This window comes from Sphingopyxis sp. YF1 (genome assembly GCF_022701295.1).
GTDB lineage: Bacteria > Pseudomonadota > Alphaproteobacteria > Sphingomonadales > Sphingomonadaceae > Sphingopyxis.
In genome coordinates this window covers 2149077-2176058 of record NZ_CP033204.1, presented here as the reverse complement: position 1 = coordinate 2176058, position 26982 = coordinate 2149077, and the positions used below count along the sequence as shown (strand labels likewise).

27 protein-coding genes and 2 tRNA genes are annotated in these 26982 nt (G+C 67.5%); 13 read left to right on the top strand and 16 right to left on the bottom strand.

The features are described from left to right. Positions 1–8: 8 nt before the first annotated feature. Positions 9–971 (bottom strand): tRNA (adenosine(37)-N6)-dimethylallyltransferase MiaA, encoded by a 963-nt coding sequence (miaA, locus tag EAO27_RS10540; RefSeq protein ID WP_242780347.1) that lies wholly within the window; start codon positions 969–971, stop codon positions 9–11. Between miaA and serB the strand changes: the two genes are divergently transcribed. Then, a complete protein-coding gene (serB, locus tag EAO27_RS10535) occupies positions 970–1854 on the top strand; it encodes a phosphoserine phosphatase SerB (protein WP_242780345.1) in 885 nt (294 codons plus the stop codon). The two genes, miaA and serB, sit on opposite strands and share 2 nt — an antisense overlap. Before the next feature lie 140 nt (positions 1855–1994). On the opposite strand, the gene EAO27_RS10530 is transcribed toward serB, so the two are convergent. The 6 genes from EAO27_RS10530 to EAO27_RS10505 form a co-directional block, all read right to left on the bottom strand. After that, positions 1995–2840 (bottom strand): hypothetical protein, encoded by an 846-nt coding sequence (locus tag EAO27_RS10530; protein WP_242780343.1) that lies wholly within the window; start codon positions 2838–2840, stop codon positions 1995–1997. 122 nt (positions 2841–2962) lie between these two features. Next, positions 2963–4177 carry a dihydroorotase gene (locus EAO27_RS10525; protein ID WP_242780341.1) on the bottom strand — a complete coding sequence of 405 codons (1215 nt, stop codon included), beginning with the start codon at positions 4175–4177 and terminating at the stop codon, positions 2963–2965. Further along, positions 4168–5163 (bottom strand): aspartate carbamoyltransferase catalytic subunit, encoded by a 996-nt coding sequence (locus tag EAO27_RS10520; RefSeq protein ID WP_242780339.1) that lies wholly within the window; start codon positions 5161–5163, stop codon positions 4168–4170. Before EAO27_RS10520 ends, EAO27_RS10525 begins: the two co-directional genes overlap by 10 nt. Before the next feature lie 136 nt (positions 5164–5299). Continuing rightward, complete coding sequence (locus EAO27_RS10515; protein ID WP_242780337.1) at positions 5300–5596, bottom strand: DUF1294 domain-containing protein; 297 nt, start codon at positions 5594–5596, stop codon at positions 5300–5302. A 12-nt stretch (positions 5597–5608) separates the two neighbouring features. Continuing rightward, on the bottom strand, positions 5609–6067 hold the full coding sequence (ruvX, locus tag EAO27_RS10510) for a Holliday junction resolvase RuvX (protein ID WP_242780335.1): 459 nt from the start codon (positions 6065–6067) through the stop codon (positions 5609–5611). Positions 6068–6184: 117 nt separating this feature from the next. Then, on the bottom strand, positions 6185–7474 hold the full coding sequence (locus EAO27_RS10505) for a DUF3089 domain-containing protein (protein ID WP_242780333.1): 1290 nt from the start codon (positions 7472–7474) through the stop codon (positions 6185–6187). Positions 7475–7685: 211 nt separating this feature from the next. Between EAO27_RS10505 and EAO27_RS10500 the strand changes: the two genes are divergently transcribed. The 6 genes from EAO27_RS10500 (at position 7686) to EAO27_RS10475 (ending at position 14836) form a co-directional block, all read left to right on the top strand. Next, positions 7686–9467: a DUF4153 domain-containing protein gene (locus tag EAO27_RS10500; RefSeq protein ID WP_242780331.1), complete on the top strand. Its 1782-nt coding sequence runs from the start codon at positions 7686–7688 to the stop codon at positions 9465–9467. 192 nt (positions 9468–9659) lie between these two features. Next, positions 9660–9962 (top strand): Asp-tRNA(Asn)/Glu-tRNA(Gln) amidotransferase subunit GatC, encoded by a 303-nt coding sequence (gene gatC, locus EAO27_RS10495; RefSeq protein WP_242780329.1) that lies wholly within the window; start codon positions 9660–9662, stop codon positions 9960–9962. Further along, the gene (gene gatA / locus EAO27_RS10490) at positions 9962–11443 is read left to right on the top strand and encodes an Asp-tRNA(Asn)/Glu-tRNA(Gln) amidotransferase subunit GatA (RefSeq protein WP_242780327.1); all 1482 of its coding nucleotides are present in this window, start codon (positions 9962–9964) and stop codon (positions 11441–11443) included. Before gatC ends, gatA begins: the two co-directional genes overlap by 1 nt. Before the next feature lies 1 nt (position 11444). Next, complete coding sequence (gene gatB, locus EAO27_RS10485) at positions 11445–12911, top strand: Asp-tRNA(Asn)/Glu-tRNA(Gln) amidotransferase subunit GatB (RefSeq protein WP_242780325.1); 1467 nt, start codon at positions 11445–11447, stop codon at positions 12909–12911. Positions 12912–13002: 91 nt separating this feature from the next. Beyond that, the gene (locus EAO27_RS10480; RefSeq protein ID WP_242780323.1) at positions 13003–13485 is read left to right on the top strand and encodes a hypothetical protein; all 483 of its coding nucleotides are present in this window, start codon (positions 13003–13005) and stop codon (positions 13483–13485) included. Continuing rightward, the gene (locus EAO27_RS10475) at positions 13463–14836 is read left to right on the top strand and encodes an amidohydrolase family protein (RefSeq protein ID WP_242780321.1); all 1374 of its coding nucleotides are present in this window, start codon (positions 13463–13465) and stop codon (positions 14834–14836) included. The genes EAO27_RS10480 and EAO27_RS10475 overlap by 23 nt, the downstream gene beginning before the upstream one ends. Here EAO27_RS10475 and EAO27_RS10470 read toward each other — a convergent pair. The 5 genes from EAO27_RS10470 to EAO27_RS10450 form a co-directional block, all read right to left on the bottom strand. Then, positions 14833–15765, bottom strand: coding sequence for a hypothetical protein (locus EAO27_RS10470; RefSeq protein ID WP_242780319.1), 933 nt, complete (start codon positions 15763–15765; stop codon positions 14833–14835). The two genes, EAO27_RS10475 and EAO27_RS10470, sit on opposite strands and share 4 nt — an antisense overlap. A 66-nt stretch (positions 15766–15831) precedes the next feature. Further along, the gene (locus EAO27_RS10465; RefSeq protein WP_242780317.1) at positions 15832–16542 is read right to left on the bottom strand and encodes a hypothetical protein; all 711 of its coding nucleotides are present in this window, start codon (positions 16540–16542) and stop codon (positions 15832–15834) included. 2 nt (positions 16543–16544) lie between these two features. Continuing rightward, complete coding sequence (locus EAO27_RS10460) at positions 16545–17171, bottom strand: hypothetical protein (RefSeq protein WP_242780315.1); 627 nt, start codon at positions 17169–17171, stop codon at positions 16545–16547. A 294-nt stretch (positions 17172–17465) separates the two neighbouring features. Continuing rightward, positions 17466–19148 carry an amidohydrolase gene (locus EAO27_RS10455; RefSeq protein ID WP_242780313.1) on the bottom strand — a complete coding sequence of 561 codons (1683 nt, stop codon included), beginning with the start codon at positions 19146–19148 and terminating at the stop codon, positions 17466–17468. 94 nt (positions 19149–19242) lie between these two features. Beyond that, complete coding sequence (locus EAO27_RS10450; protein ID WP_242780311.1) at positions 19243–19461, bottom strand: hypothetical protein; 219 nt, start codon at positions 19459–19461, stop codon at positions 19243–19245. A gap of 171 nt (positions 19462–19632) precedes the next feature. Between EAO27_RS10450 and EAO27_RS10445 the strand changes: the two genes are divergently transcribed. The 3 genes from EAO27_RS10445 to EAO27_RS10435 all read left to right on the top strand — a co-directional run bounded on the left by EAO27_RS10445 (position 19633) and on the right by EAO27_RS10435 (position 22313). Continuing rightward, positions 19633–19717, top strand: a tRNA-Leu gene (locus EAO27_RS10445). An 89-nt stretch (positions 19718–19806) separates the two neighbouring features. Beyond that, positions 19807–21378: a trigger factor gene (tig, locus tag EAO27_RS10440; protein ID WP_242780309.1), complete on the top strand. Its 1572-nt coding sequence runs from the start codon at positions 19807–19809 to the stop codon at positions 21376–21378. Positions 21379–21458: 80 nt separating this feature from the next. Continuing rightward, the gene (locus EAO27_RS10435; RefSeq protein ID WP_242780306.1) at positions 21459–22313 is read left to right on the top strand and encodes a DUF4253 domain-containing protein; all 855 of its coding nucleotides are present in this window, start codon (positions 21459–21461) and stop codon (positions 22311–22313) included. Between the two features lie 10 nt (positions 22314–22323). Here EAO27_RS10435 and EAO27_RS10430 read toward each other — a convergent pair whose 3' ends face one another. The 3 genes from EAO27_RS10430 to EAO27_RS10420 form a co-directional block, all read right to left on the bottom strand. After that, positions 22324–22908 (bottom strand): GNAT family N-acetyltransferase, encoded by a 585-nt coding sequence (locus EAO27_RS10430; RefSeq protein WP_242780304.1) that lies wholly within the window; start codon positions 22906–22908, stop codon positions 22324–22326. Beyond that, positions 22905–23303 carry a ketosteroid isomerase-related protein gene (locus EAO27_RS10425; protein WP_242780302.1) on the bottom strand — a complete coding sequence of 133 codons (399 nt, stop codon included), beginning with the start codon at positions 23301–23303 and terminating at the stop codon, positions 22905–22907. Before EAO27_RS10425 ends, EAO27_RS10430 begins: the two co-directional genes overlap by 4 nt. A gap of 100 nt (positions 23304–23403) precedes the next feature. Next, complete coding sequence (locus EAO27_RS10420; RefSeq protein WP_242780300.1) at positions 23404–24021, bottom strand: DNA-3-methyladenine glycosylase 2 family protein; 618 nt, start codon at positions 24019–24021, stop codon at positions 23404–23406. A 103-nt stretch (positions 24022–24124) separates the two neighbouring features. Between EAO27_RS10420 and EAO27_RS10415 the strand changes: the two genes are divergently transcribed. Next, complete coding sequence (locus EAO27_RS10415) at positions 24125–24442, top strand: 2Fe-2S iron-sulfur cluster-binding protein (RefSeq protein WP_242780298.1); 318 nt, start codon at positions 24125–24127, stop codon at positions 24440–24442. A 115-nt stretch (positions 24443–24557) separates the two neighbouring features. Here EAO27_RS10415 and rlmB read toward each other — a convergent pair whose 3' ends face one another. Continuing rightward, the gene (rlmB, locus tag EAO27_RS10410) at positions 24558–25325 is read right to left on the bottom strand and encodes a 23S rRNA (guanosine(2251)-2'-O)-methyltransferase RlmB (protein ID WP_242780296.1); all 768 of its coding nucleotides are present in this window, start codon (positions 25323–25325) and stop codon (positions 24558–24560) included. 78 nt (positions 25326–25403) lie between these two features. Here rlmB and EAO27_RS10405 point away from each other — a divergent pair. Both EAO27_RS10405 and EAO27_RS10400 read left to right on the top strand, forming a co-directional pair. Next, positions 25404–25489, top strand: a tRNA-Tyr gene (locus tag EAO27_RS10405). A 197-nt stretch (positions 25490–25686) separates the two neighbouring features. Further along, complete coding sequence (locus tag EAO27_RS10400; RefSeq protein WP_242780294.1) at positions 25687–26919, top strand: site-specific integrase; 1233 nt, start codon at positions 25687–25689, stop codon at positions 26917–26919. The last annotated feature ends 63 nt before the right edge of the window (positions 26920–26982 follow it).

The following is a 26982-nucleotide window of genomic DNA, read 5'->3' as shown; positions in this document are numbered from 1 at the left end:
GCATGATTCTATCTTGTCAACAGCGTATCGCGTAATTTTATTGCTAATTGGTCAATTGAATCGATGGATAATGACTCGTCGTGGCGTGGCCAGCCCGCAGGCGGCTGGTGGCGGAACCACGTATATTGGCGCTTGGCATATTGGCGCGTTGCGGCCTGCGCCTGTTCGAGCGCGGCGTCGCGCGACAGATCGCCGCGCAGCAGCGCCGCGATCTGCGGCACCCCGATCGCGCGCATGGCGGGAAGGTCGGGGTCGAGATCGCGCGCGAGCAGTGCCTCGACCTCGGCGATCGCGCCGCCGTCGAACATCGCTTCGAGCCGGCGGTCGCAGCGCGCGCGGAGCCAGTCGCGCGGCGGCAGCAGGATCATCGGCGCGAGGGCGATGCGGTCGGCGATGCCGCCTTCGCGCGCCTCCTGCCATGCGGCGAGGGTGCGGCCGGTGGCGCGGACGACCTCGAGCGCGCGCGCGACGCGGGTGGTGTCGGCGGGGGCGAGACGCGCCGCGGCGGCGGGATCGGCGAGCGCGAGCGCGGCGTGCGCGTCGGCGACGGGCAGCGCGCGCACGGCCTCGCGGATCGCCGGGTCGATGTCGGGGACGGGCGCGATGCCGAACAGCAGCGTGCGCAGATAGAGGCCGGTGCCGCCGACGAGGATGGGAAGCTGTCCCGCGGCGTGCGCGTGCCCGATCAGGTCGCGCGCCGCATCGGACCAGCGCGCGGCGTTGCAGGCGTCGGCGGCGTCGACATGACCGAAGAGATGGTGCGGCACGCCCTGCATTTCCTCCGCGGTCGGGCGGGCCGAGAGGATGGCGAGGTCGGCATAGACCTGGCTCGCGTCGGCGTTGACGACGATGACATCCTGGCCGATGCTCTTTGCGAGCGCGACCGCCAATGCGCTCTTGCCGCTCGCGGTCGGTCCGGCAATAAGCGCCACCGGCGGCCGCCGGGCGTCGAGAAAAGGAGAATGGGCCATGTTCGTCGCGACGCTGATAGCAGCCGGAAAGCTGACCGACGAGGTGGTTCGCGAAGCGATCGACCGGCTCGACGCGACGGGGCACGACGTCGGCGCGCCGCACTGGCTCGACGAGCATGACGCCGCCGACATCATGTTCCAGGGTAGCCTGGTCAGCGCGCGCGCCGAACTGGCGAAGATGGATCATGGCGCGCTCGACGTCGTCGTCCAGCCGCTGGGCGACCGCGCCAAGAAGCTGATCATCGCCGACATGGATTCGACGATGATCACCGTCGAATGCATCGATGAACTGGCCGATTATGCCGGGATCAAGCCGCAGATCGCGGCGATCACCGAGCGCGCGATGCGCGGCGAACTCGATTTCCGCGCCGCGCTGTTCGAGCGCGTCGGGCTGCTCGCGGGGCTCGCCGAAAGCGTGCTAGCCGAATGCCGGATGGAGCGGGTGAAGCTGACGCGCGGGGCGCGCACGCTGGTGCAGACGATGAAGGCGCACGGCGCGCATGCGGTGCTGATTTCGGGCGGCTTCACCGCCTTTGCGGGGCCGGTGGGCGAGGCGGTCGGTTTCGACAAGGTCGTCGCCAACCATCTGGAGATTGCGGGCGGCCAGTTGTCGGGGCGCGTGCTCGAACCGGTCGTCGACAGCGCCGCGAAGCTCGACACGCTGCGCGCCGAGGCCGCCGCGCACGGGCTGCCGCTGGCCGAGACGCTGGCGGTCGGCGACGGCGCGAACGACATTCCGATGATCACCGCCGCGGGGCTGGGGATCGGTTACCACCCGCACCCGGCGTGCGCCGAGGCGGCCGACGCCGCGATCCGGCACCACGACCTGACCGCGCTGCTGTGGGCGCAGGGCTATCCGCGGCGGTCGTGGGTGATGGGCTAGGGCCGATCGACATTCCGTTCTGGTGGCCTGCAAATGGCGGCCTTCCGCGCTTCCGGTGCTCACGTGCCATGAGCACGCTGCGCTCCGGGTCACGGAAAACCACCATTTTCGACTCGCCATCTCCTGAATGTCGATCGGCCCTAGAACGACGGCGTCCGGTCGGCCGCCGCCGCGGTGTCGGCATTTTTCGCCTGTTGCTGCGTCGCCGCGATCCTGGCGTCGGTTTCCTGCATGACCTTTGCCGCATAGCTGCCGTTGTCGAGGCTCAGCCGCATGTTCGACACCAGCTGCGGGTTGCCCGAATCGATGCCGATCCGCGCAAAGATGCTCGATCCGCATTGCGCATCGCGCGCCGCATAGCCGTCGCCGCCCCAGCAGCGGTTCTGCATCATGCCGTCGCTCGTTCGCGGCAACGGCGCACCGGCGCTGTCGCGCGCGATGCCGATCTCTTCGGCGAGGCCGCTTCCCATGTTGGGCGGCGCGATCGGTTCGAGCGCGCCATATTTGGCGACGAGTTGCTCCTTCGTCTTGTCGATCAGCGGCTGGCCGCCGGCATAGAAGAAGATCTCGCGATACACGCCGATGACGCGCTCCTCGCCCTTCAGCCCGTAGATCTCGACGCTGACCTTGTCCTGCGACTTGTCGTCCGAACGGCCGCCGACGATGCTGAGGCGCATATAGGTGCCGTCGGGCAGCCAGGGCACGCCGGTGCCGCTGCGCGGGGCATAGTCGGCGCGGTAGCCGGCGTCGGCGCATTTGAGCGCGGCGATCGCCTCGGCCCCGGTCATCCCGATCGCGACGCCCTGGATGGTGGGCGCGCCGGCGGGTGCCTTGGGGCAGGCCGATGAGGTCGACGCGGCGGGTGCCGCGTCGGTCGTCGCGCCGCCCTTGTCCTTTGCCCGATCGCCGGCGTCGCCGCCGCCGCCGCATCCCGCGAGCAGCAGCATCGCCGCCGCCCAAAGTCCCGTGCCCGTGTTCAATTGCATCCGACCCTCCACTCAAAGAAACCCAAACCCGATGGGCGGGGTTCGGCCTAGGCGGGCGGATCGCGGGGGTCTTGACGGACTTCTGAAGAATTTCTGAAGCCGGGCCGCGGAAAGGGCGGGGGCTAGCGGATGCGGATGCCGCCCTTCCAGAGCATCGTTGCGCGGCCCTGCACCGGCATGCCGTCGAACGGGGTGTTGCCCGCCCACGCCGCCATCTTCTTGGCATCGACCTGCCACGGGGTGCCCTCGTCGATCAGGATGAGGTCGGCTTCCATGCCGGGTTCGAGGCGGCCGGCATCGAGGCCGAGCAGCGTCGCGGGGTTGGCGGCGAGCAGGTCGAAGAGCCGCGCGGGCGAGACATGGCCGTCGCGGACGAGCTGGAGCCCCATCGCGAGCAAAGTCTCGGCGCCCGCCATGCCCGGCAAAGCTTCGGCGAAGGGTAGGCGCTTGTCTTCGGGCCCGCGCGGGTCGTGGCCCGAGGCGAGCACGTCGATCGTGCCATCGGCGATCGCGGCAAGGCAGGCGCGGCGGTCGTCCTCGCTGCGCAGCGGCGGCGACAGGCGCGCGAAGGTGCGGAAATCGCCGATCGCGGTGTCCGAGAGGAAGAGATGCGCGGGGGTGATGCCGCAGGTGACGGGGAGGCCCTTTGCCTTGGCTTCGCGGATCAGGTCGAAGCCATATCCGGTCGTGACCTGACGAAAATGCAGCGGTGCGCCGGTTTCCTGGACGAGGATCAGGTCGCGCGCGATCGCCATTGCCTCGGCGATCGCGGGGGCCGAGGCGAGGCCGAGGCGCGTCGCCATCTCGCCGTCGGTCGCGACCGCGCCCGCGGTCAGCCCTTCGTCCTCGGCATGCGCGATGACGGTGAGGCCGAGCGAGGCGGCGTAGGCGAGCACGCGGCGCATTACGCCGCTGTCGGCAATGCGTGCACGGCCGGTGGCGACGGCGCGCGCGCCGGCCTGTTTCATCAACCCGATCTCGGCGAGTTCCTTGCCCGCGAGGCCCTTGGTCGCGGCGGCAATCGGATGGACCCAGAGGTCGGGCTTGCCGCCCTTGGCGGCGCGCTCGACGAGCCCGGCGCCGTCGAGCGGGCCGCTGTCGGGCATCAGCGCGGCGCGCGTGATACCGCCGAAATGAAAGGCGGGCTTGTCGGTCGCGAAGACGCCGAGGTCGATGATCCCGGGGGCGAGCCACTGGCCGTGCGCGTCGACGGTTTCGGTACCGATCGGCGTGTCCGACGGGTTGAGCGCGGCGATGCGGCCATCCTCGACGAGCAGGCTGACGCTATCGCCGCCGAGCAGGCGCGCGTTGGCGATCAGGAGCGGGGTCAGTTCCATCCCGCGACTCCCCGCTTGCGGCGCGTCAATATGTCGAGGCACGCCATGCGCACCGCGACCCCCATTTCGACCTGTTCGGTGATCGTCGAGCGCGCCGGGTCGTCGGCGACGCTGCTGTCGATCTCGACCCCGCGGTTCATCGGGCCGGGGTGCATCACGATCGCGTCGGGCTTCGCCTTTTCGAGGCGTTTGGGGGTGAGGCCGTAGAGCGCGTGATATTCGCGCGCGCTGGGGAGATAGGCGCCGTCCATGCGCTCGTTCTGGAGGCGGAGCATCATCACGACGTCGGCGCCGGCGATGCCTTCGTCCATGTCGGTGAAGGTCGTGACATGCAGGCGCTCCATCGCGGGCGGGGTGAGCGTCCGCGGCGCGACGACGCGCACCTCGTTGCCGAGCAGGGTGAGCGCGAGAATGTTCGAGCGCGCGACGCGGCTGTGGAGGACGTCGCCGCAGATCGCGATCGTCAGCCCCTCGACGCGCCCGAGGCGGCGGCGGATGGTGAGCGCGTCGAGCAGCGCCTGCGTCGGATGTTCGTGGCGGCCGTCGCCGGCGTTGAGCACGGGGCAGTCGACCTTGTCGGCGATCAGTTGCACCGCGCCCGACGAGGCATGGCGGATCACCATCGCGTCGGCGCGCATCGCGTTCAGCGTCATCGCGGTGTCGATGAGCGTTTCGCCCTTCTTCACGCTCGACTGCGCCGCGTGCATGTTGACGACGTCGGCGCCGAGGCGTTTTCCGGCGATTTCGAACGACAGCAGGGTGCGCGTCGAATTTTCGAAAAAGGCGTTGATGATCGTCAGCCCCGCGAGCCGGTCGTCATGCTTGGCGGCACCGCTGCGGTTCATTTCGACCCACTCTTCGGCGGCGTCGAGAACGTAGCTGATCTCCCACGGAGTGAGCTGGGCGATGCCGGTGAGGTGGCGGTGCCGAAAGGCATCGCCGCCGGGCGGATAGTCGCTGGCGGGTCGGATGGTTGAGGCTGTCATTAAAGCCGAGCGTCTATGCCGAGCCCGCGAAAATCGCAAGTCGAGATCCTCCCTGTTGCAAAGCAATGCGGAGGTGGCAGCGCGAAGCGCTGACGGAGGGGCCAATAGCGTGACGTCGCGGCCCCTCCACCACGCGCTACGCGACAGGGAGGATCAGTCGGTCGACAAGGCCGAGCGCCCAGAACGCCAGCAGCAAGGTCCACAATATGAGCCAGACCAGCATCCACATCGCGAAGGGCTGTTTGCGCGTCTTGTGGCGGACGAGGCGCGCGGCGGCGGCGGTGCCGAGCGCGCCGCCGAGAAAGGCCCAGCGGAGCAGCGTCGATTCGGGGATGCGCCGCGCGCCGGCTTCGGCGCGGCGCTTGTCGACGACCATCAGGCCGAAACCGATGCCGTTGGCGGCGGCGAGCCAGTAGAGGATATAGTCGGTCAAGCGCGCGGGCCGTCAGCGCGTCATGGCGTCAATCGCGCCCTGGAGGATGAAGGCGGCGGCGGCGCTGTCGACGCGTTCCGCGCGTTTCGCGCGGCTGACGTCGGCGGCGATCATCGCGCGCTCGACTGCGGCGGTCGACCAGCGTTCGTCCCAGAGCAGCAGCGGCAGCCCGAGTGGCGCGAGGTTGCGCGCGAAGGCGCGCGTCGACTGGGTGCGCGGGCTGTCGGTGCCGTCCATGTTGAGCGGCAGGCCGACAACGAGGCCGATGATGCCATGCTGCGCGATGAGCGCTTTGAGGGCTTCGAGGTCGACCGAGAATTTCTTGCGGATGAGCGTCTTGTCGGGGGTCGCGAAGCTCCAGTTCACATCGCAGAAGGCGACGCCGATGGTCTTGGTGCCGACGTCGAGGCCCATCAGGCGTCCGCCGTCGGGCAGCGCGGCGGCGAATTCGGGGGCGGCGGTGGTGATCATGACAAGCCCTCTCTACCCGTTCGTGTCGAGCGAAGTCGAGACACCCATCGGGGCGCGTGACTTCGGGGTGTCTCGACTTCGCTCGACACGAACGGAATTAGGGCTGGGCACGCTTCATCAAGCTTTCGCTTTTGCAGCGGTCTTGGTCGCTTCCACCGGCTCGGGCGGCGCGAGCGGTGGGACGGGCGAGGGTTTGCCTTCGTAGGTCGCGAGCCGGCGCAGCACGTCGGCGCGGACATTCTCCCAGAAGAGGGTGATGTCGAAGACGTGGTAATTATTGCCCGGCAGGACATAGCTCGGGGCATAATCCTTGGCGATGTCGGCGTTGCCGATCATCAGCAGGCCGCGCGCGTCGTCGCAGTGCGCGCCGATCTTGCCGGCGACCAGCGTGCCGCCCTTGAAGCCGTCAACGGGCTTGAGCGTGCCGAGATTGGCCTGAGCCTTCGCCGCGGTGTCGGGGATGCCGGTCAGCGGATTGGTGCACAGCATGCGCGTGTCGCGGCGCGGGCGGCCGTCGAAACCGACGGTGCCGTCATAGGCGTCCAGCACCATCGACGGATCGGCGGGTTCGGCGAAGCTCGCCCAGCTGAGGATGCAGCCCTTTTGCTCGGGGGTCTGGCAGGCGGGGAGGCCGAGTCGGGCGATGTCGGTGTCGACGCTGACCGGCCAGCCGATGATGTACGCCGCGACGATGCGTTTCGCGAGCGGAGTGCCCGCGATGCGGTTCTTGAGCAAGGTGGTGAGGTGGAGCGCGCCCTGGCTGTGCCCCGCGAGGATGATCGGCTTGTTCGCCGGAATGCCCTCGAGGAAGGCGTCGAAGGCCTGTTCGACGTCGCGATAGGCGGCGTCGATCGCCTTGCCCGCGGTGACGCGGTCCTCGGCAAGAAAGGCGCCCAATGTCGCCTGCCGGTAGCGCGGCGCCCACACCTCGCCCGCATCGCCGAACGCACTCGCCATGCCCTGCATGAACAGCGTCGCGCGGTGGTTGGCGTCGCGGTCGTCGAGCGGGGCGTTCCAGCTCGAGCGGCTGTAATAGCTCGTCGGGTGGACGAAGAAGATCGCGGCGTCGCCCTTTGGCACCGGTGCGTCGGTCGCCGGCGCGGCGGTTGCCGCCTTTGCGGGCGGGATCAGCTTGTCGGTCGCGGCTTTGGCGCTGTCGGGCGCGCGGCCATCGCCACCCGGCTCGGGCGGGCGCCAGCCCGACGGGTCGTTTTCGAGCCCGGGGCGCGCGAACCACATGTTCGGATCGTCATAGGCGTTGGGCGCCGCGGCGCTCTGTTCGACGAACTGGGTGCTGGGGACGAGCGCGGTGCGCGCGAACCAGCCCGGCGCGAGCTGATAGGCGATGCCGATGCCGAGCAGGATGAAGATGACGGCGGCGATGAGGTAGAGAAATTTGCGGGCCATTGGGGCTCCATGGGGCGGGGAGAGGGGGAGGCGGTCTGGTTCTTGCCTCTTTATCCGCTCGCATCGCGCGAAGTCGAGATACCCATCGTCCGTGCATGACCTGAGGCTGTCTCGACTTCGCGCGACACGAACGGAAAAACGGTCCGGTCGTCCGGTGCCGCGGCGCGCTATTTGGCTTGCCGCAGCGCGCCAAACAAGCCCAGATGTGGGGATGACCGAGACCCATGCAAGCGGGCCCGCGCCCGATTCGCCGCATCTGTCGCACCGGCTGGACGCGAGCGACGCGCCGTGGCCGCAGCGGCCGTGGATCATGGCGACGCTGTGTGCGCTTGGCGGGCTGTTGTTCCACATGTTCGTCGACCGCAAATATGTCGCCGAACCGGCCCCGTTGCTCGACGCGGCGGCGGCGTTCGTCGCGGTCGCGACGCTGGTCTTCGTGCTGGGGGTCGAGCGGCGGCGCTGGCACTGGGCGGCGGGGTTCGCGCTCGCATGGGGCGCGGTGATGGCGCTGATCGTGTGGAATGGCGCGGGCTATAACGTCCAGGCGTCGCCGTTTGACTGGCCGTTCTGGTCAGGAATCCTCGCGGTGCTGGTCGCGACGCCCTTGTTCCAGACGCGGCGCGACGTCGCCGCCGACTGGCGGTTCTGGAAATTGTGGCAGATGCCGTACGACCGGCTGCACAGCCACGCGTGGACCGACGCGGTGCTGGGTGCGGCGGGGCTGGCCTTTACCGGCGTGACCTTCCTGCTCGTGCTGCTGATCGGCGAGATGTTCAACGTGATCGGCATCACGCTGATCCGCGACCTGTTCAACGGCGAATGGTTCGGCTGGATGCTCGCGGGCGCGGCGTTCGGCGGCGCGGTCGGGCTGCTGCGCGAGCGCGACCGACTGGTTTCGACCCTGCAGCGGCTGGTGATGATCGTGCTCGCGGTGCTGGCGCCGGTGCTGGCGGTGGCGCTGCTGCTCTTCCTGCTCTCGCTGCTCGGAACGGGCCTTCAGAAATTGTGGGATTCGGGCTTTTCGACCGCGGCGCTGATGTTGGCGGCCGCGGCCTTTGCGGTGCTGCTGCTCAACGCGGCGATCGGCAACGGGCGCGAGGAGCGGTCGCCGAACCGCCTGTTGCAGGGCGCCGCCGCGGCGCTGGCGGTCGCGGTGCTGCCGCTCGCGGGGATCGCCTTTTACGCGATGCATTTGCGCGTGATCCAGTACGGCTGGACCCCCGAACGCATCTGGGGCGTGATCGCGGCGATCATCGCGCTCGCCTATGGCGTCGCGGGGCTGTGGGCGGTCGTGAAGGGGCGGCGCGATTTCGACGACCTGTTGCGGCCCTTGCAGCAGCGGCTGGCGATCGGGCTGGTGTTGCTGGCGCTCTTTCTGGCGCTGCCGATCGTCGATTTCGGTGCGATCTCGACGCGCGATCAGGTTGCGCGGCTGCAATCCGGTGCCGTCAAGGCGGAGAAATTCGACTGGGCGGCGATGGCGTTCGATTTCGGCCCGAGCGGGCGCAAGGCGCTGGGCGAACTGGCGAAGGCGGCCGACAAGACGAAAGCGGGCTTCGCGAGATGGGCACTGAAAAGCCGGGACCGTTGGGCGCTCGATCACGACGGCGCGGATATGACGGCGCGCGACGCCGCTTTCGGTGCGCGCCGGATCGAGGAGAAAGTCCGTGTATTCCCGGCGACCCGGCCGCTGTCCGCCGAACTTTATGCGCTGCTGGACGAGCGGAGCTTTTGCCGCACGGCGCCCTGCATCGCGCAATGGGTCGGCGACAGCCACGTCGCGGTAGTCTCGCATACCGGCATGGTGTCGCACTTCGCCATCGATCCCAAGACGAAGGTCTGGAGCGACTATTATGAGGGAAGGGACCCGGCTGAACAGAAACAGCGCGAGCTGACCGTCGACGACGTCGAAAAGGGCGGGGTCGAAGTGCGCAGGGTGACGCGCCGGCAGATGTTCGTCAACGGCAAGCCGGTGGGCGACGATTTCGAATGAGTTGCTCCTCCCTGCCGCGGAGCGGTGGGGAGGGGGACCGTCGGCGTAGCCGATGGTGGAGGGGCTGCGTCATCGCCCCTCCGTCAGCGCTTCGCGCTGCCACCTCCCCATGGCTTCGCCACAGGGAGGATCATGGTTGAAGCGATCCGGCGGGGGTGCTAGCGGCGCGGCTTCGTTAAAGTTAGGGCGATCATGGCAATCGATCAGGCAACGGTCAGGAAAATAGCGTCGCTGGCGCGCATCGCGATCAGCGATGCCGAAGCCGCCGCGATGGAAGGCGAACTCAACGGCATCTTGGGCTGGGTCGAGCAACTCGGCGAGGTCGATGTGACCGGGGTCGAGCCGATGACCGCGGTGATCCCGAACAGTCTGCGGCTGCGCGACGATGTCGTCGACGCCGACCCGCTGACCGGCGGCAACCGCCGCGACGATATTCTCGCCAACGCGCCCGCGCCGCAGCACGGGTTCTTTGGTGTTCCCAAGGTGATCGAATAGTGACTGATCTTACGAATCTTACCGTCGCGCAGATCCGCGACGGGCACCGCGCGGGTGATTTCAGCGCCGTCGAGGTCGCCGAGGCGTTCAACGCCAATGTCGCGGGCGCCAAGGCGCTCAACGCGTTTATCGTCGAAACCCCCGAGCATGCGCTGGCCGCCGCGAAGCAGGCCGATGCCGACCGCGCCGCGGGCAGCCTCAAGCCGCTGTCGGGCGTGCCGATCGGGATGAAGGATCTGTTCGCGACGAACGGCGTCCAGACCACCGCGGCGAGCCATATGCTCGAGGGTTTCGTGCCGCGCTACGAGTCCACCGTGTCGCAGAAATTGTGGGACGCGGGTTGTGGCATGCTCGGCAAGCTCAACCTCGACCAGTTCGCGATGGGATCGTCGAACGAGACGAGCTATTTCGGCAATGTGATCTCGCCCTGGCGGCGCAACGACGGCGGCAACGCCGCGCTCGCGCCGGGCGGCTCGTCGGGCGGTTCGTCGTCGGCGATCGCGGCGCGGCTGTGCCCCGCGGCGACGGGCACCGACACCGGCGGCTCGATCCGCCAGCCCGCGGCCTTCGTCGGTATTTCGGGCATCAAGCCGACCTATGGCCGCTGCTCGCGCTGGGGCATCGTCGCCTTCGCAAGCTCGCTCGACCAAGCGGGGCCGATGGCGCGCGACGTGCGCGACTGCGCGATCATGCTCGAGAATATGGCGGGCTTCGATCCCAAGGACGCAACGAGCCTGAACATGGCTGTGCCAAATTGGGAAGCGGCTTTATCGAGTGATCTCAAGGGCAAGAAGGTCGGTATTCCCAAGGAATATCGCCTCGAAGGCATCGATCCCGACATCGACGCGATGTGGGATGCGGGCATCGCGATGCTGAAGGATGCGGGGGCCGAGGTCGTCGAGATCAGCCTGCCGCACACCAAATATGCGCTGCCGGCCTATTATATCATCGCGCCCGCCGAGGCGTCGTCGAACCTCGCGCGCTACGACGGCGTGCGCTACGGGCTGCGCGACCTGCCGCAGGGCGCGGGGTTGCAGGACATGTATGCCGCGACGCGTGCCGACGGCTTCGGGCCCGAGGTCAAGCGCCGCATCATGATCGGCACCTATGTGCTGTCGGCGGGCTTCTATGACGCCTATTACACGCAGGCGCAGAAGGTGCGGACGCTGATCGCGCGCGATTTCGAACAGGCGTTCGGGGTGTGCGACGTGATCCTCGCGCCGACCGCGCCGTCGGCAGCGTTCGGGCTGGGCGAAAAGATGGCCGATCCGCTGGCGATGTATCTGAACGATGTGTTCGCGGTGCCCGCGAGCCTTGCGGGGCTGCCCGCGATGTCGGTTCCCGCCGCGCTGAACCGCGAAGGGCTGCCGCTCGGGCTGCAGATCATCGGCAAGGCGTTCGACGAGCAGGGCGTGCTCAACGCCGGGCTGGCAATTGAAGAGCGGGCGGGCTTCAACGCCCGCGCCGAAAAGTGGTGGTAAGATGAGCGATTATCGCATCAAGGGCGAAACCGGCGAATGGGAGGTCGTGATCGGCCTCGAGGTCCATGCGCAGGTCACCTCCAACGCCAAGCTGTTCTCGGGCGCCGCGACGGCGTTCGGCGCCGAGCCCAATACGCAGGTGTCGCTGGTCGACGCCGCGATGCCGGGGATGCTGCCGGTGCCGAACCGCGAGTGCATCCGCCAGGCGGTGCGCACGGGCATGGCGATCGAGGCCGAGATCAACAAATGGTCGCGGTTCGACCGCAAGAATTATTTCTATGCCGATCTGCCGCAGGGGTACCAGATTTCGCAGCTTTATCATCCGCTTGTCGGCGAAGGTTCGCTGACGATCGAGGAAGATGAGAAGGCGGGGATTCCCGAAGCGAAGCGCATCGGGATCGAGCGCATCCATGTCGAGCAGGACGCCGGCAAGCTGATGCACGACCAGCATCCGACGATGTCCTACGTCGACCTCAACCGCAGCGGCGTCGCGCTGATGGAGATCGTCTCGCGCCCCGACATGCGCTCGCCCGCCGAGGCGGGGGCCTATGTGCGCAAGCTGCGCTCGATCCTGCGCTATGTCGGCTCGTGCGACGGCAATATGGAAGAGGGCTCGATGCGCGCCGACGTCAACGTCAGCGTCCGCAAGCCCGGCGACGAATTCGGCACGCGCACCGAGACGAAGAACGTCAATTCGGTGCGCTTCGTGATGGCGGTGATCGAGGGCGAGGCGAAGCGCCAGGTCGAACTGATCGAGAGCGGCGGCACGGTGGTGCAGGAAACGCGGCTCTACGATCCCGACCGCAACGAGACGCGCTCGATGCGGTCGAAGGAAGATGCGCATGATTACCGCTATTTCCCCGATCCCGACCTGTTGCCGCTCGAACTCGACGATGCGTTTCTGGCGGAATGCCGCGCGAGCCTGCCCGAACTGCCCGACGCCAAGCGCGCGCGCTATCTGGCGGCGGGGATTTCGGCGTACAATGCCGACGTGCTGACCGCCGAGGTCGAGGCGGCGCGCTGGTTCGACGCGCTGCTCGAAGCGGGCGCGAAGCCCGTCGCGGCGGCGAACTGGGTGACGAGCGAGCTGTTCGGCGCGCTCAACCGCATGGGTCGCGATATTTCCGACTCGCCGGTCTCGCCCGGGCAGGCCGCTGAATTGCTCGGCCTTGTCGCCGATGGCACGATTTCGGGGACGATCGCGAAGACGGTGTTCGAGAAGATGCTCGAAAGCGGCGACGCCGCGGGCGCGATCGTCGAGCGCGAGGGGCTGAAGCAGACGAGCGACACCGACGCGATCGAGGCCGAGATCGCCAAGATCCTGACCGCCAACGCCGACAAGGTCGAGCAGTACAAGGGCGGCAAGGAAGCGCTGTTCGGCTTCTTCGTCGGGCAGACGATGAAGGCGATGCAGGGCAAGGCGAACCCGCAGGTCGTCAACGAACTGCTGAAGAAGGCGCTCGGCTGATCGGCCGAGTGACCGGGTTCACAGCGAATTCACCGGCCTTGTTGTCAGGGGCATTGAAATCAATGCATGATGGCGATGAAGGATGGCGACGATGAAGCGATTTCTGGTTCCTGTCGGCGGCGCGCTGGCGCTGGTTCTGGGCGGCGCGGCGAGCGCTGCGACGGCGCCCGCGGTGAGCGACGGTTACGACTGGGCGATGCGCGTCAACGACGAGGAGCGCGTGCAGAGCGCGATCCTTGCCTATGAGGTCGACGGCACCGACGACCAGCCGCTGAACTTCAGCTGCGAGGAGGGCGGCGACCGCGTCTTCGCGGGGATTTCGGGCGGCGCGCCCGACCTGACCGCGATCGAGTTCGAATCGGGCGACCAGCGCGTGCGCCTGACGGGGACGACCGACGCCGACGAGCTGCCGACCTTTACCGCGCAGGAAATGCCCGCGACCTTTCCCTTTTTCCGCGCCTTTGCCGCGAACGGCTGGCTGCGGATGACCGCCGACGGCACGGTCACCGACATGGCGGCGACCGCGAGGGGCGCGCAGGCGATCCGGGATTTTGCGGCCTTCTGCGCGGGTTGACGCGGCGCAGCGCCTGCTGCGTGCGCTGCTGGCGCTGTGGATGATGCTCGCCTGCGCGGCGCTCGCGCGGGCGGGGACGGTCGTCTTCGAGAATGTCAATGTCGTGCCGATGGACCGCGAGCGCGTCATCGCGCGTACGACGGTGATCGTCACCGACGGGCGTGTCGCGAGCATCGGGGCCAAAGCGAAGCTGCCCGCCGGAACGCCGGTGATCGACGGCAAGGGCGGCTGGCTCGTCCCCGGGCTCGCCGACATGCACAATCATGTGACGACGCGCGACGACCTGCTCCTGCTGCTCGCGAACGGCGTCACGACGATGCTCAACATGGGCGAGGCGACCAACGCCTTTGCCGGGCGGACGCGGATCGCGGTCAATGCGGGCGAGGCGCCGGGGCCGCAAATCTTCACCGCGCTCGCGGTCGACGGCGATCCGCAATATGGCCATCTGGTGATCCGCACCCCCGAAGAGGCGCGCGCGATCGTGGGGATCGCGAAGACCAACGGCTACAGCTTCATCAAGGTTTACAATAATCTGTCGGCCGATGCTTTCATGGCGCTGGCCGACGAGGCGCGGCGGCGGGGCGTTGGGGTGGTCGGCCACAATGTGAAGGCGGTCGGGCTCGCGAAGCAGCTCGCGGCAGGGCAGGCGATGGTCGCGCACGTCGAGGAATTCTTCTACGGCTTCTTTCCGGAACCGCCCGCCGACGATCCGCACGCGCCCCCCGCCGACGCACAGATTGCCGCGGCGATCGCGCTGGTGCAGGCGCACGGGGCATATGTCGTCTCGGACCTTTTCACCTATCGCACCATCGCGGCGCAGTTCGGCCGGCCCGAAGCGGTGGCGGCCTATCTCGCGGCGCCCGAGGCGCGCTACCTGTCGCCCGACGACCGGATCGGCTGGGCGGGGTCGGGCTATCAGAAAAAGCCGGTCGACCTGGCGCGGCGCGTGGCGTTCGAGGCGCGCTTCGTGAAGGCGATGGCCGACGCCGGCGCGCCGCTGATCGCCGGCGGCGATGCGCCGACGATCCCGGGGCTGGTGCCCGGCTTTGCGCTGCACGCCGAGATCGACGCGATGCGGACGGCGGGACTGACGCCCTGGCAGGCGCTGTCGGCGGCGACGCGCACGCCGGGCGAATTCATCGCGAAGACGGTGCCGGGGGCGGCGAAGTCCGGCGTGATCGCACCGGGCGCGCGCGCCGACCTGTTGCTCGTTGCCGAGAATCCGTTGGCGAACCCCGCAACGCTGCGTACCCCGCTGGGGGTGATGGCGGGCGGGCGCTGGCACGATGCCGCGGCGCTGGCGGCGATGCTCGCCGGGGTGGCGGAGCGGCGCGGGGCAAGCGGGCGCTAGCGGGCGGGCCGGACGTTCACGAGCCCGTTTTTCGTCCAGATCAACAGACCGCCCGATCCGTCTTCGGCGCGTGAAACGAGGGGGCCATAGAGGCCGGCGCCAAAAGCCTTCTCCCGATCCTTGGCGTCGAAAGCCTTGAGTTCGGCGGGGGCGAGGTTGAGTGCGTAGGGGATCAGCCGCTCGAGCTCGGCAAAGGCGACGGTCAGCGAGCTTTTGGCCAGCGCGCCGTCGGCGGCACTCCACAGCGCGACATTTTCGCCATGGTCGTAGGAGCGTTTGGGCAATTCGATGATGCTTGTGATGGTCTGGCGATAGAAGGCCGGGGTTACCGTTGCCGCCTTGTCGCCCTTGGCGGCGACGCGGCGGGCCAGCCGGATATCCGCATTGACGCGAATCTGGGTGAAATCGGGGGACAGTCCGTAATTGTATGTGATGAAGGCGATTTGCGGCGTTTCGCCGTCGGCGACGAATGCGCTGCGAACGGCAGGCGAGGCGTCGGCGGACAGCAGGATTCGCTGCGGAGCGAACCATTGCGGGATCGCGAGTGCCCGTTCGGTGCTTGCGAGGGCGAGTGCCGCGACGTCAAAATCCCCGAGCGCTTCGCGCAACGGTACGACCGTCGCGTCGGCGCGCTGCTGTGCATTTTCAGTCATTCGCTCGCGCTTGTCGTCCATCCCGCTGATGATCAGCATGCCGAGCAGCCCGCCGCCGCCGCTGTCGTCGGTCATGACCCGTCCGATATCGACGCTTGTCGCGATCTGTTGCTGTGCCAGAACGATCTGCACCGCACGGCCGCCGGCGACGGCCCGGTCCTTCTCGGCGAGCGTTGCGGGCGCATCGGGCGCATCGGGCGCCTTGGGGGCCGCGAGGCTGACGGGGGCGACGAGGACGGTGGGCGCAGCAAGAGCGGCGCAGATGAAATTCCGCAAGCAAGCCTCCGGATCAAAAAGGGAAAAGAGGCCGGGAATCCCATCGGATTCCCGGCCCCGGCCGGCTTACTTCGCGGCCTTGATGCCTTTCGCATATTCGAGGAAATTCTTGACGAACACGTCGCGCAATTCCTTTTCGGCTGTTTCGGTCTCGTCGGTGGTCTTGGGCGGGAAATGCTCAAGGCCGTTTCCGCCGCGCCCCTTGACCATGGCGGTCTTGGTCTTGCCGCCCCGGAAATCCTTGAAAATGAAACGGTTGTTGAGTGACCGGCCGTAGATCGCCTTTTTGGTGTAGAAATTTTGCGTCACGAGCAGTTCGACATAGCAGGGCGCCGTCGAGTTGCTGAGGCGCGTCGTCGCCTTGGTCGACACCTTGCGGTCGGCGATCGGCGTTTCCCAGATGATCTGCGACGGCGGCAGCTTGAGCGCTTCGAGAAGGTCGATCGATTTGAGCGCGTCGACCTGCATCTGCGGTCCGAGCGCTTCCTTCAGATATTCGGCTTCGCTGAGGTTGCGGTCCTTGTTTGCCGCGGCGTCGGCGACGGCGCCGACAATCCCGAAGCCCGAGAGCCATCCGGTCGTCTGGGCCTGGCCTTCGAGTGTCGGAAAGATGCGCAGCTCGCAGGAGGGCGCGGCGACGGGTGCCGCGGCGGCTTCGAGGACCGGCGTCGTCGCTGCCACTTCGGGGACGGAACCCGCATCCTGCGCGATGGCTGGTGCGGCGGACAGGCACGTCGCGGCGATCGCGGTTGCGACGGCTGGGGGTAGGAATTTCATCGTCATTCTCCTGTTGCAAACTGTGTTTGGAATGGGGTGGTGGTCAGCGCGAAGGACGCTGCGTCGATTTCGGCGACGGGAAGCGGCGGGACGGGGTAGGCGATCTCTTCCCCCGTGCGCGCCTGAAGCTCGCGCCCCTTCGGGATTGTGCCGGGCTTGCCCTTGATGAACCCCGCAAAAACACCGACTGCAAACCACGTGGCAACGGTGGCGCCATTCTTATTGCCGCCTTCTTCCCGGTAGCGACCATCGAGCCGCACTTGCCGGTTCCCAAGGGCCAGCCCGCGAAGCGTGATGCCGATGATGCCGGGTTTGCCAAAGCTTCCCTTGTTGGTGACGAAGGTCACTTCGCCGTAGCCGGTGGTGCCTCGCGGTATGACGGTGCGGTTGAGATCGACGACATCGTGCAGCACGGTGACGCCGAACCGGTCGCCGACGGCGCGATCCATGCTCGACAGTTCGTCATCGAGCATCAACGCGACGGGCGTGCCGGCGGGCAGGGTCGCGGTCGTGCCGGCGGGCGCTGTTTCCTTTTCGGCAATCGGCGATTGCGCACCGCCGCTCGTCCCGAGCAGCGCGGCCAGACAGACGGCTGCCGACGTGCGGCGAGCCCAGCGCCCCCATTGCATCCTTTTGCGACCCCCAAGGGGCCCACCCCCCGGCGGACCCTTTCCGGTTGCTAGCCGGGTCGAGCGCCTTTGCAAGTCTTTTTGCGCAAGCGGAAATTCATCGGGAGACGGAGGTCAGAAGCGGCGGGTGCCCGCGCCCCGGGCGTCGCTGCCGCACTGGCCCGGGAAAGTGGTCACCGTCTCGATCGTGAGGCGCCCCGAGCGGCGATCGACCGTCAGCGTCGGCTTGCCGGGCCCGTTGATGCGGTTGCTGGCGGCTGTGCGATCGGGGGGCGACGAGGTGCCGATTTGGCGTCACTCCTTCGCCTTCCACACGCTCCGGCCTTCCTTCACCGTTTCGAGCACGCGGATCGCCCTGATCGCATCGACGGGGGTCGTCAGCGGGTTTTTGTCGAGGATGACGAAGTCGGCGAGCAGGCCGGGCCTGATGCGGCCCTTGCGATCTTCCTCGAAGATCTGCCACGCGGGGCCGGTGGTGAGCGCCTGGAGCGCGCCATAGGCGTCGAGGCGTTCGGCGGGGCCGCTGACGACGCCGGTGGGCGAGACGCGCGCCATCGAGGTCCAGAGCATGAAGCGCGTGTCGAGCGGGGTGACGCTGAAGTCGCTGTGGTTCGACGGGATCAGCCCCGCGGCGCGCGCCGAGACGAAGGGGCTGATGAAATCGACCACCCCGGCGGGGAAGTTGGTGCGGTGGACGTCGCCCCAATACCAGGCGTGGTTCGAGAAATAGGCGGGGCCGACGCCGATGCGCCGGTACGCGGGCAGCTGGTCGCGGCGCTGGAACTGCGAATGGATGACGATCGGGCGGCGGTCGTCGGCGGCCTTGATCCCGAGCGCGTCGAAGCCGCGGATCGCCATGTCGATCGCGGCATCGCCATTGGCGTGGACGAACAATTGCCAGCCGCGGGCGTGGACCTTGCGCGCCTGTGCCTGGAATTCGGCGTCGGACACGATCGGCTGGCCGTGCCAGGGGTGGTCGCCCTCGGGGCTGCCGCGCGCGTAGTCGCGCGTGAAGAAGCCGGTGCGCGCCTGCACCGAGCCGTCGAGCACGAACTTGATGCCTTGCAGCTTCACATGCCCCCGATACGCCCCGAAGCGGATATCGGGGTTTGCGAGCAGCGCGTCGAGCCCGGTCGAAAAGGGGAGGAGGGCGAGGTCGATGCGCAGCCGCTCGCGCGCCGCCGGGCTGGTCAGGAAAGCGATGTCGGGCGGCTGCGACGCGCCGTCCTGCGCATGGGTGTAGCCCTCGGCGAAATAGCGGTCCTGCGCGGCGTCGAGCGCCGCGAGCTTCTGTTCGGGAGTCGGCTGCGGAAGCGCTCCGAACACGGGGTAGAGCGCCTTTTCGAGGAGAACGCCGTTGAGCTTGCCCGCGGCGTCGCGCGGCATGATGCCGCCTTCGGGCACCGGCGTCTTCTCGTCGATGCCCGCCGCGGCGAGGGTGGCGCTGTTGGCGACGAGCCCGTGCAGCGAGACGTGGAGGACGACGATCTTGCGGTCGGCCGCGACCGCGTCGAGCTCGGCGCGGGTGATATGGCGCTTTTCGGCGAGGTTTTCATGGTCATATTGCCCGACGATCACCCAGCCGCCGGCGGGAATCGCGCGCGCCGCGATATAGTCGCGGATCGCGGCCTGTAGCCCGGGGATGTCGGTGACCGGCGGGTGGCCGCCGTCGCGCAGGTCGAGCCCGCCCGCCATCATCGTTGCGACGGTGAAGTGCGAATGCGCGTCGATGAAGCCGGGGAGCATGGTCGCGCCCTTGAGGTCGCGGACAACCGCATCCTTGCCCGCCGCGGCGCGCGCCGCCTTCTCGGGGCCCGCAAAGGCGATCCTGCCGTCGCGCGCGACGACGGCTTCGACCGTCTGCGGCGTGTCGCCGTCCATCGTGACGATCGTGCCGCCGCGGTAGAGGGTGGCGTCCTGCGCGGCGAGCGGCGTGGTCGTGAGCAGCAGCGCGAGCGCCGCGGTAATATGTTTCATCCTGTCAGTCTCCCGCCGCCATCAGTGGCGGCGGGGGAGGGGCGCGGTCAAGTGCTTAGCCAGCTAAACTTTCCGCGCGCGCGCCGCGCCGGGGTCACACCTGTCCGGGCGGGACTTCGCTCGGACCGCGGCCGGGCTGGTCGATGTCGCCGCCGCCGGGGCTTCCGGGGATTTCGAGCGGCTGGCCGGCGGGGTCTTCGAGCGGGGCGGGCTGCACGGGCCTTTCGGGCGGCGCGACCGGATCGATCACGTCGGGTTTGGGTTTGGGGAGCGGATCCGCGGCGTGGACGCGGAGGCTGGATTTGAAGGGCATCGTCATTCTCCTCACCCGGTCAACGAGCGGGAGGGGGCGGGCGTTCCGAACTTCGCCCGCGGGGGCGTTCCGGGCCTTGCCCTCCCTCGCGGGTCTGCTATAGCGCCGCGCGGCCCGCACGGGCGTGCGCGGCACCTCCGCGCCTATCCGTGCACCCGGCCGACAGCTCCTGCGGGCGTGGCGGAATTGGTAGACGCGCTGGTTTTAGGTACCAGTATCGCAAGATGTGGGGGTTCGAGTCCCTTCGCCCGCACCAGTTCCGCAAGCTGAAGCCGGGACCCAGCAACGCCGCCGTCCGGCCGGGGTTGTCGAAACGAGATTTTGAGCAAGGATAAGACCAAGGCAATGAAGACCGTCGAAACGCTGAACGAAGGCCTGAAGCGCGAATATCGCGTCACCATCACCGCCAAGGATATCGACGCGCGCGTCGACGACGAGGTGAAGAGCATTGCCCCGACGGTGCGCATGCCCGGCTTCCGTCCCGGCAAGGTTCCGCCGAACCTGATCCGCAAGATGCACGGCGCCGCGCTGTCGGCCGACGCGCTGAACAAGGCGATCGACCAGGGCGTGCGCGACCTGATCGCCAAGGAAAAGCTGCGCCCCGCGCTGCAGCCCGCGGTGACGCTGGGCGACGGTTACGAGACCGGCAAGGACGCCGAACTGACCGTTGCGCTGGAAGTACTGCCCGAAATCGCCACCCCGTCGATCGAGGGGCTGAAGCTCGAGCGCCTGACCGTTCCCGCCGATGATGCCGCGGTGATGGGCAAGATCGAGGAATTCGCCGCGCAGATGAAGCGCTTCGAAGACGCGCCGAAGACCCGGAAGGCCGCGACCGGCGACCAGGTCATCATCGACTTCGCGGGCAGCGTCGACGGCGTCGCCTTCGACGGCGGCACGGGCGAGGACATGGCGGTCGAAATCGGCGCGGGCCAGCTCATCCCCGGTTTCGAGGACCAGCTCGTCGGCGTGAAGACCGGCGACGAAAAGACCCTCAAGGTGACCTTCCCCGACGATTATCCGGTCGAGGACCTGAAGGGCCAGCCCGCCGAATTCGCGATCACCGTCAAGGCGATCAAGGTTCCGGGCGAGTCGAAGATCGACGACGAGTTCGCCAAGTCGCTCGGCCTCGAAAGCCTCGACAAGCTCAAGGAGCTGATGAAGGACCAGGTCGAGCAGGAACTGAACGGCCTGACGCGCACCCACATGAAGCGCAAGCTGCTCGACCAGCTCGCCGCGAGCCACGATTTCGACGTGCCGCCGACGATGGTCGAAGCCGAGTTCGGCCAGATCTGGCAGCAGCTCGAGCATGAAGCGAGCCACGAGGAAGACCCCGAGGCGGCGAAGGCCGAACTCGAAAAGGACAAGGACGAATATCGCAGCATTGCGGTGCGCCGCGTCCGTCTGGGCCTGCTCCTGTCCGAAATCGGCCAGGCGCACGGCGTGCAGGTCAGCCAGCAGGAAATGCAGCGCCTCGTCATGCAGGCGGCGCAGCAGTATCGCCCCGAAGACCGCCAGCGCTTCGTCGAATATGTCCAGCAGGACGCGCTCGCCGCGGCGCAGCTCCGCGCCCCGCTCTATGAGGACAAGGTCGTCGACTTCCTGTTCGAAAAGGCCGAGATCAGCGACCGCGAAGTGACGCGCGAAGAGATCGAGGCGGCGATCGAGGCCGACGACGACGGCCACGTCCACGGCCCGGGCTGCGGTCACGACCATGACCACGACGCCAAGCCCGCGAAGAAGGCGGCGGCGAAGAAACCCGCCGCCAAGAAGGACGCGGTGAAGGACGAAGCCGAGGAAGAAAAGGTCGCGGCCCCCGCGAAGAAGGCTCCGGCGAAGAAGGCTGCGCCCAAGGACGAGCCGGCCGCCGAGGAAAAGCCGAAGAAGGCTCCGGCCAAGAAGGCGGCTACCAAGAAGTAAGACGGTCTGGCCGTCGCTGAAAAAGGCCGGTAGGACGATGTCCTGCCGGCCTTTTTCGTGCGCGGCGCGGGGGATGGGCGATGGGGAATGAATACAGCGGGCTTTCGCGACGCGCCCTGATCGCGCAGGGCGCCGCCGCGCTGGCGATGCTGCCGCTCGCGGGACGCGCCGCCGCCGCCATGCCGCGCTGGTCGCCCGAGGTCGCGGCGCTGATCGACGCGATTCCCTTCGAACGGATCGAGGTGCCCGGCGCGCAGGCGCTCGCGCGGCGGGAGGCGCTGCGGACGGCGCGCCCCGACGTCTGGCCGGTGATCGTCGGCGGCGACGAGGATCTGGGGCAGCTTGCCGACCAGATCGGGATGATCGACGAACGGCCGGTCGAAGCCATCCTCGCGGCGGCGGCCAGGCTCGAGCATCCGAAGAGCCTGTCGGACTTGCGCGCGAAGGAGCAGGCCGACTGGCGCGCCTATCTGAAGGCGCATCCCGAACTGGGGCCCGAGGATGAGGATTATGTCGCCGAACTGGGCGAATGGCCCGCGGTGCCGCCGCAGGAGCCGGAGCTGACCGTCGCGTCGGATATCCGCACCGGGCAGCCCTATGCGCACGCGCATATCCTGCTGCTGCCGACCGTGCGCGGCTTCGAGGCGCCCGCCTATCTGAAATGGGGCGGCTGGAATGCGTGCCCGCCGCCTGAAATCCATGTCGCGGCGCTGCGGCGCTGGGGCGCCGACTATGGCGCCGAGATCGTCGGGATCACCGGCGACGTGATGAATGTGCGCGTGAAGCGGCGCCCCGCGACCCGCGACGAAGCGATCGCGCTCGCGCGCGAGCAATATGCCTATTGCGCCGACATCGTCGACCAGGGCGTCGACAGCATCGCGGCGCTCGCCGCCAGCCTGATGGCGTCGGACTGGTGGTATTTCTGGTGGGATTGATCGCCCGCGCTCAGAGCGCGCGCGCCCAATATTGCAGCCGGTGGGTCTCTTCGCCGCCGCCGACGACCTTCCAGTCGAACGACGCCGTCACCCCCGCCAGCGGCGCATAGCCGCGGCCGCGCCAGAAGGCGTCGAGCGGGCGGTGATCCGCGGGGCGGGTGGGGTGGCCGACGGCACGGATGACGCTGCAGAAGGCGGCGTGCGCGGCGCCGAGCGCGCGTGCCTGCGCTTCGCGATGGTCGAAGAAGGCGTGGCCGATGCCGCGGCCGCGATAGCCGGCCAGCAGCACCGATTCGCCGAAATGGAAGGTGCGGCCGATGTCCAAGCCCGCGGCGGCGAGCGGTGCGCGCCAGGCGTCGTCCTGCGCCGCGAGCGGGGCGGCGGTCGCGGCGCCGACGATCCGCTCGCCGTCGCGCGCGACGACGACGACCGCGCCGTCGGCGGCGGCGAAGCTGGCGAGATAGGCGGCCTCATAGGCGGCGTCGCCGTCGTAGAGATAGGGAAAGTCGCGGAACACCGCGATGCGCAGCGCGGCGAGCGCCGGGATGACTTCGGTCAGGCCGGCGCCGGTGACGGGCGCGACGGTCAGGGTCATCCGCCGACCTGTTCGAGCCAGTCGGCGAGATTATAATAGGTGGTGATGCGGTCGATCAGCCCGTCGGCGTTCACCGACAGGAAGGCGCCGGCGGGAAGAGTATAGGTCTGGCCGCGCGCGTCGGGCAGGCCGTCGTCGGTCGCGAGATAGGTGCCGTTCACGGTGAATTCGGCGGCGGCGCGCGACCCTTCGGCAAAGATCACCATGTCGGTGAGCCGTTCGCGGTAGCAGCGCGTCATATGCGCGTTGAAGGCCCCGAACAGCGCTTTGCCGTGGCGCGGCTTGCCCTGGTTGACGTCATGGCGGACGTCGTCGGCGACGAGCGCGAGCATCGCGTCGGTGTCGCCGGCGTCGAACGCGGCATAATAGGCGGTGACGACGTCGCGGGTGGTCATATGATTTTTGGTCCTCGAAGCAATCCAGCGCAGTCTGCACCGAAACCGGATTGCCGCGTCGCCTTGCCCCCTGCAATGGCGAAGATCGGCAAATGGCCGGTCAGATCACCGCCATATTGTAGCAATGCCAGCTGAAAATCGCCGCGGCGCCGCGGTGCGGGCGCCAGGGTTCGGCGAGCGTGCGCACCGCCTTTTCCGCCGGACGCGCGTCGAGCCGGAGGATGCGCCCGACCGCTTCCTGCACCGCGAGGTCGCCCGCGGGCCAGATGTCGGGGCGGCCCTCGGCGAAGAGCAGATAGATTTCGGCCGACCAGCGGCCGATGCCCTTGACCCGCGTGAGCAGCGCGATCGCTTCCTCGTCGTCGGCGGGGAGCGCGTCGAAGGACAGGTCGCCGTCGATTACGAGCTGCGCGAGGCTCTTGGCATAGCCCTGCTTCTGCGCCGACAGGCCGCAGGCGCGCAGTGCGTCGAAATCGGCGGCGGCCATCACCTCGGCGGGACAGCCGGCGCCGAAACCGGCCTCGAGCTTGTTCCAGATCGAGGTCGCGGCGGCGACGCTGACCTGCTGGCCGACGATGGTGCGGAGCAGGGTGGTGTAGCCGGGTTCGCGAATCCGCGGTTCGGGATAGCCGGCATGGCCGAGCGCGCGCGCGAAATGGGGTTCGATGCCCGCGAGCGCATCGATTCCGGCGTTCAGCTGCTGCTGGCTCAGGCCCATCGCGATATTCTCCTTTTGTTCCCCACCTGTCTACCTAGCAGCGCTTGATTTGTCGCGCAACGCGCGACATAGCCCACCCGAATCAAACGATATGGGGATGAGCATGGCCAAGCTGATTGTGGTGACGCGCGACGGGACCGAGCACGAGATCGAAGGCGACACCAGCCTGACCGTGATGGAGAATATCCGCGACGCCGGTTTCGACGAACTGCTCGCACTGTGCGGCGGCTGCTGCAGCTGCGCGACCTGCCATGTCCATGTCGAGGCCGGCGACGCCGCGTCGATGCCCGCGATGAGCGAGGACGAGAACGACCTGCTCGATTCGACCACCGACCGCGACGACAATTCGCGCCTGTCGTGCCAGATCCCCTTCACCGACGCCCTCGACGGGCTGAAGGTGCGGATCGCTGCCGAAGACTGACGCTTCCTCGAACAATCGTCATTGCGAGCGAAGCGAAGCAATCTCCAGCTATCGGCAAGACACTGGCCGGTAGCTGGAGATTGCTTCGTCGCGACGCTCCTCGCAATGACGGTCGTTACTTGCCCGCCGTCGCCACCGCGTAGAGCGCGATCGCCGCGGCGTTCGAGATGTTGAGGCTCTCCATCCGCGGCGAGATGGGGAGCTTTGCCAGCACGTCGCAATGCTCCATGACATTGTGGCGCATGCCGTCGCCTTCGGAGCCGAGCACCAGCGCGACCTTGCTGCCGTCGAGGGTTTCGCCCAGCGTCGTTTCGGTGTCGCCCATCAGCCCGATGCGCCAATATTGCGCCTCGGCGACCTCCTCCAGCGCGCGCGACAGGTTGACGACGCGCACCCACGGCACGGTTTCGAGCGCGCCCGACGCCGAGCGCGCGATGACGCCGCTTTCGGGCGGGCTGTGGCGGTCCTGGGTGATGATCGCCGCGGCGTCGAACGCCGCGGCCGAGCGCAGCACTGCGCCGATATTGTGCGGGTCGGTGACCTGGTCGAGGATGACGAGCGGGCGCTTGCTGCCCGCGTCGACCTCTGCCTGGAGCAGGTCGCCGAGATAGATGCCCTCGAGCGGGTCGACCTCGATCACCAGCCCCTGATGCGGCGCGTCGCGTGCGACGAGTCGCGCCAGGTCTGCAACGTCGGCATAGGTGACCGGAATCACCGGCGGCAGGTCGAGCTGGCCGAGCGCTTCGCGCGTGCCCCAGATGCGCTTGACGGTGCGTTCGGGGTTGGCGAGCGCGGCGAGAACGGCGTGGCGGCCCCAGAAACGGACGGCCTGGCCGCGCGAATTCTGGCCCTGCGGGCGGCGGTGACGGGAAAATTGTCTCATGGGCGCGCCTTTCCCATGACTGCCATTGACAGGCAAGCCTCGTTTCGCCATTGGACCGCTTCCCAAAGCGGGCCCCATGGACAGGTGGCCGAGTGGTTAAAGGCAGCAGACTGTAAATCTGCCCGGGTTTCCGTACGCTGGTTCGAATCCAGCCCTGTCCACCACCCTCGGGTCCGAGGGCATCCCCTAAAATCCCTAGAAATGGCAGAAAACCTAGCGTATCATCGCATGGTTCGGTCCTCTGCGTTCCACTCCGTTTCACTGCAGCTCAGCAAAAACTGTGGGAGGAATGTGGGGATAGATTTTTTAGCCTTCGAGAATCGGTCTCCCAGGTGTGGGGATAAAATTTGGGGGTAACCCTATGAAAAAGCTTACAGCTTTCGCGATCAAGGCAGCTATGACACGTCCTGGTACCTACCAAGACGGTGACGGGCTGTTTTTGAAGGTAAACAAAAGCGGCGGCGCGTATTGGCTTTTGCGTCTGCAACGTGACGGCAAGCGTCATGATATCGGCTTGGGCAGCGCCAAATTGTTATCGCTCCTGGAGGCTCGTCAAAAGGCCAATGAACTTCGCAAGGCGGTCAAAATCGATCGCCGCGATGTACTGGCGGAAAGGAAAGATGAAGCCGCGGCCAAGGTGACCTTCCGCGAAGCCGCGCGCCAATATCATAGCGAGAATGCAGCAGGCTGGAAAAGCGCCGTTTATGCGCGCCAGTGGCTTGCCAGCCTCGAAAGTCACGCCTTTCCGAAATTGGGCGACATTCCCACCGGGCGAATCACGGCCGCGGCGATTATCGACGTGCTGTCGCCGATCTGGCAGGAGATTCCCGAAACGGCGCGCCAAGTGCGAAACCGGATATGCGTCGTCCTCGATTATTCCCACGCGAAGGGCTGGCGTTCCACAGAGGCGCCATCGGGCAACGGCAGCTTGAAAGCGGGACGGGGCTTGCCGCGTCAGGTGAAAGCGCGGGAAAATCGTAAGGCCATGTCGTATACCGCGCTTCCTGCCTTCATCGCAGCTCTGCGGCAAAAGCCAGCTTTTGGCCGATTGGCGCTCGAACTGCTCATCCTCACGGGCGTGCGAAGCCAGGAAGTCCGATTTGCTACATGGAGCGAGTTCGATTTCGAAGGGCGGCTCTGGACCATTCCAGCCGACCATATGAAGCGAAGTAAGACCCACATGGTTCCGCTGTCCGATGCGGCTCTGGGGGTGCTGGCCAAGGCGAACGCCTTCCGGCTTCCGGGCACCGATGTCGTTTTTCCAGGCGTGGCTGGAAAGCCTATGTCCGACATGACCTTGCTGAAAGTGCTACGCGACATGAAAGTGCCGTTCCATGTCCATGGTTTTCGATCGACATTCACCGACTGGGCGGCCAACGAAGACTTTGCTGATGCCGTGGTGGAAGCGGCGCTGGCTCACAAGACACCCGACGCCGTGCAGGCGGCCTATCGCCGCACAACCTATCTTGGCACGTCCGCGCAGCCGGGCGCCCGCGTCAGGCTGATGGAGGCGTGGGGAAGCTATTGTACCGGCAGCGCCGCCGGAGCGGACACTATGGTTTCGCCGGCCGAAGGCGAGCGTAGCCTCAATTGAGTGCGCACTGGCGGCGGCGGGCCTGTCGCCAGTGCGTGATTTCACGGTAAGCCGAGAGCGGGC

Coding starts and splice junctions, on each gene's coding strand:
- EAO27_RS10435 (WP_242780306.1), top strand. CDS start 21,459: ATGGGGAATGAATACAGCGGGCTTTCGCGACGCGCCCTGATCGCGCAG.
- EAO27_RS10505 (WP_242780333.1), bottom strand. CDS start 7,474: ATGGCCCGCAAATTTCTCTACCTCATCGCCGCCGTCATCTTCATCCTG.
- EAO27_RS10460 (WP_242780315.1), bottom strand. CDS start 17,171: ATGCAATGGGGGCGCTGGGCTCGCCGCACGTCGGCAGCCGTCTGTCTG.
- gatB (WP_242780325.1), top strand. CDS start 11,445: ATGAGCGATTATCGCATCAAGGGCGAAACCGGCGAATGGGAGGTCGTG.
- EAO27_RS10455 (WP_242780313.1), bottom strand. CDS start 19,148: ATGAAACATATTACCGCGGCGCTCGCGCTGCTGCTCACGACCACGCCG.
- EAO27_RS10465 (WP_242780317.1), bottom strand. CDS start 16,542: ATGAAATTCCTACCCCCAGCCGTCGCAACCGCGATCGCCGCGACGTGC.
- EAO27_RS10480 (WP_242780323.1), top strand. CDS start 13,003: ATGAAGCGATTTCTGGTTCCTGTCGGCGGCGCGCTGGCGCTGGTTCTG.
- EAO27_RS10400 (WP_242780294.1), top strand. CDS start 25,687: ATGAAAAAGCTTACAGCTTTCGCGATCAAGGCAGCTATGACACGTCCT.
- EAO27_RS10530 (WP_242780343.1), bottom strand. CDS start 2,840: ATGCAATTGAACACGGGCACGGGACTTTGGGCGGCGGCGATGCTGCTG.
- tig (WP_242780309.1), top strand. CDS start 19,807: ATGAAGACCGTCGAAACGCTGAACGAAGGCCTGAAGCGCGAATATCGC.
- EAO27_RS10500 (WP_242780331.1), top strand. CDS start 7,686: ATGACCGAGACCCATGCAAGCGGGCCCGCGCCCGATTCGCCGCATCTG.
- EAO27_RS10430 (WP_242780304.1), bottom strand. CDS start 22,908: ATGACCCTGACCGTCGCGCCCGTCACCGGCGCCGGCCTGACCGAAGTC.
- EAO27_RS10425 (WP_242780302.1), bottom strand. CDS start 23,303: ATGACCACCCGCGACGTCGTCACCGCCTATTATGCCGCGTTCGACGCC.
- EAO27_RS10525 (WP_242780341.1), bottom strand. CDS start 4,177: ATGGAACTGACCCCGCTCCTGATCGCCAACGCGCGCCTGCTCGGCGGC.
- rlmB (WP_242780296.1), bottom strand. CDS start 25,325: ATGAGACAATTTTCCCGTCACCGCCGCCCGCAGGGCCAGAATTCGCGC.
- serB (WP_242780345.1), top strand. CDS start 970: ATGTTCGTCGCGACGCTGATAGCAGCCGGAAAGCTGACCGACGAGGTG.
- EAO27_RS10450 (WP_242780311.1), bottom strand. CDS start 19,461: ATGCCCTTCAAATCCAGCCTCCGCGTCCACGCCGCGGATCCGCTCCCC.
- EAO27_RS10520 (WP_242780339.1), bottom strand. CDS start 5,163: ATGACAGCCTCAACCATCCGACCCGCCAGCGACTATCCGCCCGGCGGC.
- miaA (WP_242780347.1), bottom strand. CDS start 971: ATGGCCCATTCTCCTTTTCTCGACGCCCGGCGGCCGCCGGTGGCGCTT.
- gatC (WP_242780329.1), top strand. CDS start 9,660: ATGGCAATCGATCAGGCAACGGTCAGGAAAATAGCGTCGCTGGCGCGC.
- EAO27_RS10415 (WP_242780298.1), top strand. CDS start 24,125: ATGGCCAAGCTGATTGTGGTGACGCGCGACGGGACCGAGCACGAGATC.
- ruvX (WP_242780335.1), bottom strand. CDS start 6,067: ATGATCACCACCGCCGCCCCCGAATTCGCCGCCGCGCTGCCCGACGGC.
- EAO27_RS10420 (WP_242780300.1), bottom strand. CDS start 24,021: ATGGGCCTGAGCCAGCAGCAGCTGAACGCCGGAATCGATGCGCTCGCG.